The sequence below is a fragment of the Fusibacter paucivorans genome (assembly GCF_018390735.1).
Taxonomy (GTDB): domain Bacteria; phylum Bacillota; class Clostridia; order Peptostreptococcales; family Acidaminobacteraceae; genus Fusibacter; species Fusibacter paucivorans.
The window spans coordinates 62,095-68,877 of the sequence record NZ_JAHBCL010000025.1; the positions used below are offsets into that span (position 1 = coordinate 62,095).

At 43.6% G+C, this 6,783-nt stretch carries 5 protein-coding genes; 4 read left to right on the plus strand and 1 reads right to left on the minus strand.

Annotation, left to right across the window (positions count from 1 at the left end; translation table 11 throughout):
• Positions 1–82 precede the first annotated feature (82 nt).
• The 4 genes from purM to purD all read left to right on the plus strand — a co-directional run bounded on the left by purM (position 83) and on the right by purD (position 4,705).
• A complete protein-coding gene (gene purM / locus KHM83_RS14055) occupies positions 83–1,120 on the plus strand; it encodes a phosphoribosylformylglycinamidine cyclo-ligase (RefSeq protein ID WP_213237661.1) in 1,038 nt (345 codons plus the stop codon).
• The gene (purN, locus tag KHM83_RS14060; protein ID WP_246543112.1) at positions 1,111–1,716 is read left to right on the plus strand and encodes a phosphoribosylglycinamide formyltransferase; all 606 of its coding nucleotides are present in this window, start codon (positions 1,111–1,113) and stop codon (positions 1,714–1,716) included. Before purM ends, purN begins: the two co-directional genes overlap by 10 nt.
• A 176-nt stretch (positions 1,717–1,892) precedes the next feature.
• A complete protein-coding gene (gene purH, locus KHM83_RS14065) occupies positions 1,893–3,434 on the plus strand; it encodes a bifunctional phosphoribosylaminoimidazolecarboxamide formyltransferase/IMP cyclohydrolase (protein ID WP_213237662.1) in 1,542 nt (513 codons plus the stop codon).
• 11 nt (positions 3,435–3,445) lie between these two features.
• Positions 3,446–4,705 (plus strand): phosphoribosylamine--glycine ligase, encoded by a 1,260-nt coding sequence (gene purD / locus KHM83_RS14070; protein WP_213237663.1) that lies wholly within the window; start codon positions 3,446–3,448, stop codon positions 4,703–4,705.
• 218 nt (positions 4,706–4,923) lie between these two features.
• Here purD and KHM83_RS19970 read toward each other — a convergent pair whose 3' ends face one another.
• Positions 4,924–6,552, minus strand: coding sequence for a diguanylate cyclase (locus KHM83_RS19970; RefSeq protein WP_213237664.1), 1,629 nt, complete (start codon positions 6,550–6,552; stop codon positions 4,924–4,926).
• Positions 6,553–6,783: the final 231 nt, after the last annotated feature.

Genomic DNA, 6,783 nt, shown 5'->3' on the forward strand with positions numbered 1-6,783 from the left:
GCTGCAAAACGGCATTATTTATAATCGTCTAAAGAGACGGTTAAATGATTTTGAATATATGTTGAGGAGAGGACTGTCAAACATGGAAAACGGTAAACTTACCTATGCGGATTCGGGCGTGGACGTCAAAGAAGGCGCACGTGCGGTAAACCTTATGAAAAAACACGTCAAGGAAACTTTTAACGGAGATGTCATTGGCGATCTCGGCAGCTTTGGCGGACTTTTGCGCTTGAGCGGCAAATTTGAAAGTCCCGTACTCGTTGCTGGGACTGATGGCGTTGGTACGAAATTAAAGATTGCTTTTATGATGGATCAACACGATACCGTAGGTCAAGATCTCGTTGCCATGTGCGTCAATGATATTTTATGTCAGGGAGCCACACCGCTCTTTTTTTTGGACTATTTAGCGACTGGGCACATTGAAGCTGAGAAAATTGCAGACATTGTCAAAGGCGTGACAGATGGATGCAAACTTTCTGGAATGCCGCTCCTCGGCGGTGAAACAGCGGAGATGCCTGGTTTTTATCAAGCGAATGAATACGATATGGCGGGCTTTGCAGTAGGGGTTGTCGATGAATCGAAAATTGTTACCGGTCAGGGGATTACTGAAGGCGATGTCCTAATTGGCCTTGCATCCAGCGGTGTGCATTCCAATGGCTTTTCGCTGGTACGGAAACTGTTCTTTGATAAACTAGGACTTGGTATTGATACATTTGTTGAAGCGCTCGACAGCACTGTTGGCGAAAGTTTGCTGGTGCCCACGAAAATTTATGTCAAGTCGATTTTGAATGTCCTCGACCAGATGACGGTTAAAGGTATGGTGCACATGACTGGCGGCGGTTTCTATGAAAATATTCCCCGCATTATGCCGACGGGATTGGGTGTCGATATTACGCTCGGTTCTTGGCCAATGCTGCCAATTTTTGATTATATGATGGCAAAGGGCAATATCGCACTGGAAGAAATGTATGGTACATTCAATATGAGTATTGGCTATATACTCGTCGTTTCGCCGGAGCAGGTTGAAGAAACCCTTGAAATTTTAAATCAGACAAACGATAAAGGTTATGTGATCGGCAAAGTAACAGCAGCACATGGGGGCGTTGCATTATGCAAATAAAGCGACTTGCGGTTCTCGTGTCCGGCGGCGGCAGCAATTTACAAGCATTGATTGATGCCATCCAATCAGGGGAGATCTCAGCAAAAATCGAACTCGTCATCTCTAATCGGGAGCAGGCATATGGATTGACGCGTGCGGCGCAAAACGGGATTGCAACCCACTACTTAGGCATTAAAAATTATCCTGATTCCAATGCGCGTGCTGAAAAATTGAATACGCTGCTGGCGGCACATCAAATTGATTATGTCGTACTTGCAGGCTACTTGAGTATCTTAAAGCCGGAAACGATTCGACAATACGAAGGCAGAATTGTCAATATTCACCCCTCGCTGATTCCGAAATATTGCGGTGAGGGGTTTTATGGACATCATGTGCATGAAGCGGTACTGGCAAATGGGGAAAGTGAATCAGGCGCCACGACGCATTTTGTTGATGAAGGCGTTGACACTGGTAAAATTATTTATCAAGAGCGTGTCCCCGTACTAAAGGGAGATACAGTAGAGACATTGAGTGCACGCGTTCTAACAGTCGAGCATCAACTGATCGTTCGGACAGTTCGAGATTTGTGCTCGGGAAGTGTTAAGACTTCGGAATGATTAAGCGGCTTCCTGAAACGAATGCATGATAAGAGTAACATTAAGGATAAAGACCATCGCCGTTATGAAATGCATAAAGCGACAGTACTGGCAAGCATAAAATGATGGAGTGATGAGCGATGAAAGACAAATACAATTATAACGGTTATATGTGACAGGATTTGAGGAGGTATCAAATGGTTAAGCGAGCACTGTTGAGTGTATCTGACAAGACGGGCATCGTCGAATTTGCAAAAGCCCTTAGTGCAATGGGGGTTGAACTCATCTCGACGGGTGGAACGGAAAAGGCGATTAAGGATGCTGGTATTCCGGTTAAAAATATTTCAGAGGTTACAGGATTTCCAGAATGTCTGGATGGGCGTGTCAAAACACTGCATCCAGCTGTACACGGCGGCATTTTGGCGATGCGCGGCAGTGAAGATCATATGCGCCAGCTCGAATCACTAAACATTGAGACCATTGATATGGTCGTTATTAACTTGTATCCATTTAAAGAAACGGTAAATAAGACGAATGTCACCATGGCAGATGCGATTGAAAACATCGATATTGGTGGCCCGACGATGCTGCGATCAGCAGCAAAAAATCATCAGGACGTCATTGTCATCGTCGACCCCAAAGATTATGAACGCGTATTGGAGGGGCTTAAGACAGAGGGTGCACTGGATTATGATTGCCATTATGATCTGGCACTAAAAGTATTCGAACACACTGCGTATTACGATGCCATGATTGCTTCCTATCTACGAGCTCAAGGGAGAAGAGAGAAATATCCTGAAAAACTGACAATGACCTTTGAACGCATTCAAAGTCTTCGCTATGGTGAAAATCCACATCAATCAGCGGCTTTTTATAAAGAAGTCTTTGATACGGAAGGAACACTTTCGGATGCCGTTCAGCTTCATGGCAAAGAACTCTCATTCAATAATATTAATGACACAAACGGTGCACTTGCGCTATTAAAAGAATTTCAAGAACCAACAGTGGTAGCGGTAAAACATGCCAATCCTTGCGGCGTCGGGACGGGATTTGATATTTTTCAGGCGTACCAAAAAGCGTATGACTGTGATCCTGTCTCTATTTTCGGCGGAATCATCGCGGCTAATCGTGCAGTTGATTTAAAAATGGCCGAAAAGATTAATGAGATTTTTGTAGAAATCGTGATTGCACCGGATTTTGAAGAAGATGCACTGGCAGTCCTTATGCAAAAGAAAAATACGAGACTGCTCAAATTGACGAATATTGACAAGAAGCCAAATGCACAACAAAGTGATATGAAAAAGATTTTAGGCGGTCTCATTATTCAAGACGTCGATATGCCGCTATTGCAGGATGACCTCAAAGTGGTTTCGGAGCGTATTCCGACTAAAAAAGAAATCGAAGAGCTCATGTTTGCATGGAAAGTCGTCAAACATTCAAAATCAAACGGTATTGTCATTAGCAAAGAAGGGCAGACACTTGGTATTGGACAAGGACAGGTTAGTCGTGTATGGGCAGCCCAAAATGCTATTCGGCAGTCAAATTTTCCGACGAAAGGTTCGGTTTTGGCCTCTGATGCATTTTTCCCATTTGCTGATGCCCTTGAAGCAGCGTGTAAAGCAGGCGTGACAGCTATCATCCAGCCAGGAGGGTCTATTAGAGATCAGGAAGTGATCGATATGGCCAATCAGTATGGTATTGCCATGGTCTTTACAGGCATGAGACACTTTAAACATTAACGGGGGATATTATGAAATTACTGGTAATTGGAAGCGGTGGACGTGAGCATTCACTGATCTGGAAATTCAAACAAAGCCCTAAAGTGACAGAGATCTTTGCGGCACCCGGCAATGCGGGCATTGCCGATCTGGCAACGTGTGTTGCGATAAATGTGGATGATATTGACGGACTCGTCGCATTTGCACAGTCAAATGCCATCGATTTAACCATTGTCGGTCCGGAACTGCCATTGGTGCTTGGCGTTGTCGATGCTTTTGAAGCAGCCGGTCTTCGCATCTTTGGTCCTAACAAATCGGCGGCGAGATTTGAGGGCAGTAAGGATTTTACCAAGGCATTCTTAATGCGGCATGGCATACCGACGGCTAAGTATGCTTCGTTTACAGAACCGAATTCGGCGATTAAAGCGCTTCCTGAATTTGGTTATCCCGTGGTCGTAAAAGCGGATGGATTGGCAGCCGGCAAAGGCGTTATTATTGCCCAGGATGAATCAGAGGCGAAAAAGGCGATCATGGATATGATGGCAGATAAAGTCTTTGGCGAAGCTGGCGACCTGATTGTTTTAGAATCTTTTTTGAAGGGAATTGAAGCTTCGATTCTCTGTTTTGTCGATGGTAAAGATATTGTGCCAATGCAGCCGGCACAGGATTATAAAAAAATTTTTGACGGCGATTTAGGGCTCAATACAGGCGGAATGGGCACTTATTCACCGAGTCAGATTATTGATGAAGCCTTGATGTCACGCATTCAGAGGGAAATTCTTAATCCTTTCATTACGGGGATTCAAAAAGATGGCATTAGCTTCAAAGGAATCTTGTTTGTAGGAATAATGATTGACGAGGATGAGATAAATGTCCTAGAATATAATGTGAGGATGGGTGATCCTGAAACAGAAGTGACGTTGCCAAGGCTAGAAAATGATTTGGTTGAAATCATTGAAGCAATTCTGGATGAGCGTCTTTGCGAAATTAAGCTCACATGGTCAGCTTCACATGCTGTGTGCGTTATTATGGCATCAGGCGGTTATCCCGAACATTATGAAAAAGGCTTTCCGATTCGTGGCCTTAAAGCGGTTGATGAGGCGGTCGTCTTTCACTGCGGCACGAAATTAATGGATGGTGTCGTTTCAACCAATGGAGGCAGAGTGCTTGGCGTGACGGCGCTTGGGGATACACTGGAAGCGGCGCGCGAAGCAGCTTATAAGGGTGTTAAACAGATACAGTTTGACAAGGCGTATTACAGAACGGATATTGCAAAACGGATTGAGCGCTAATGGCAACAAGCCCGTACCTTCTATAAAAGGGTTCCGGGCCAACATATATAGCATGTTTTAACTCTAATGAAGCGAAGGGATCTCCTTCGCTTTATTTAGTGTGAACATTTAAGTATGAACATCAAGTATGAACATCAAGTATGAACATCATCCTAGTGATGAATAGCATCATCATTGCATTAAAGATATGTTGATTTTTAAAAGTGTCTAATGAAGGCTTATACGGGATCTGATTCGGGTTCGAAATCGTGAATGATGCAGTTGCGGCCGCTATCTTTTGCTTTATACTGCAATGCATCAACGCGCTCGATAAGTGAGCTTGTCGTATCACCGCGGTAAGTGGTGACGCCGGCACTGATTGTAATGTGCAAATCAAGTGCGGTGAAATGTGCCGCTGATACTTTCTCCCGAATGCGTTCGGCAGTGACGATAGCACTTTCAAGTGGTGTACTGGCAAAGACAATGATAAATTCTTCGCCGCCATAGCGAGCAATAATATCCGCCTGTCGACACGCCTTGTTGAGAATTTCAGCAAGTGATTTTAGGACTTCGTCTCCTGTATGATGGCCATATTGGTCATTGACATGTTTAAAAAAATCAATATCCAAGAGCATAATCGAAAAAGTATGATGATAGCGCTTGGCTTCATTGATAGCCTGATCTAAATAGGAGATGAGAAAGGCGCGGTTCTTAAGTCCTGTCAGCGCATCGGTCATTGCAAGAATAACATATTTTTCTTTTTCCTGTACGAGTTTGCGATTAAGGTGTTCGAGATCATCTTTTGTTTGAAGCAGTTCCATGGTTTTGGCATCGACCATTTTTTCAAGCTGATTGTTATAAGTCACAATAGAGAAATGTGCATTGCGGAGTGTTTCTGCCATGCTGTTGATGCTCGTTGAAAGCGTGGCAAACTCATCGTTGCCGTCTATAATGATATTAGAATTATAATCACCTTCTGAAATGCGTTTTGTGCCGTCAGTAAGACTTTTGAGTGAGTTGTTGATTCGAGCTGAAAGCTGCGCTAAGATAAAAATAGACGCAAAGAAGATAATGCTGAACATGGTGATATAGAGGTTTTTGATTTGATAGACGACGCGTTCATTTGTCTGGCGGAGATCTAGCATAACAGAATCCATATCATTGGTCATATTGTCAACGAGTGTGTTTAACTGCAGTGTGAGTTTCTCTAAATTTTGCCTCAGCGTGATGAGGTCTTTGTTGACGTCATATAAATCTCGACTCAGATTGAAAAGCATTATTGCCGTTTCTGCCATTTCTGAGGTCGAAGCCGTTCTTCGGATAGACTCTGCATAGGCGCTGATGTCGTTCAAGTAGGCTAGTTGCTCGACGCCGTATTGGCGGTTGGAAAGCTGGTACCGGTTTTCTGTATTCATGCCGTCGACTAGTTTTGACAGGATATAGGCACGATCAAAATTAGGCGGCTGTGTTTCATCAGATATGAGTGCCATGAGTGCGCTTGAGGTTTCATTAAGGTATTTTTCTGATTCAACCATTTGGATACGGACGATTTTGAGTTGTTCAAGATAAGCGATGTAACTGTTGGTTTGCGCTTCGATTCCAGGCAATAATGTTGTGTGGGTGATTTCATTTTTGACTTCGGTTATTTCACGGCAACAGCTGTTGGCATCATCCGCTTTGCCGTATTTGACGAAAGATGCCTGATCAATTTGCGTATGCTGCAGCGATCGAAGTGTCAATGAGATGACACTCGCGTCTTCCATATGCTGCGCCAGCGTTTGATAGAGGTTGTGCATATAGATGCCGAAGGCCAATAGTATGATTAATATAAAACTCAATGACAGGAAAAGTCTGCGACGGATAGACACAACAACACCCCCCTAATTTTAAAAACTTATACCCTTATTTTTGACTGGTTAACAGGGAATGCCTAGAAGTGAAGGGGAGTGATCCGGCAATAGATGGATCGTTATGATAAAAAAGGGGCTGTCGGGAAATAGACAGCCCCTTAAAAATTTCCATAAATTACAAAAAGGAATTCTCCTACTTTATGTCGAATCTATAAATAGGAGGTTATCTTATGCAAAAAAAGAAAAAAG

Coding starts and splice junctions, on each gene's coding strand:
- purH (WP_213237662.1), top strand. CDS start 1,893: ATGGTTAAGCGAGCACTGTTGAGTGTATCTGACAAGACGGGCATCGTC.
- purM (WP_213237661.1), top strand. CDS start 83: ATGGAAAACGGTAAACTTACCTATGCGGATTCGGGCGTGGACGTCAAA.
- purD (WP_213237663.1), top strand. CDS start 3,446: ATGAAATTACTGGTAATTGGAAGCGGTGGACGTGAGCATTCACTGATC.
- purN (WP_246543112.1), top strand. CDS start 1,111: ATGCAAATAAAGCGACTTGCGGTTCTCGTGTCCGGCGGCGGCAGCAAT.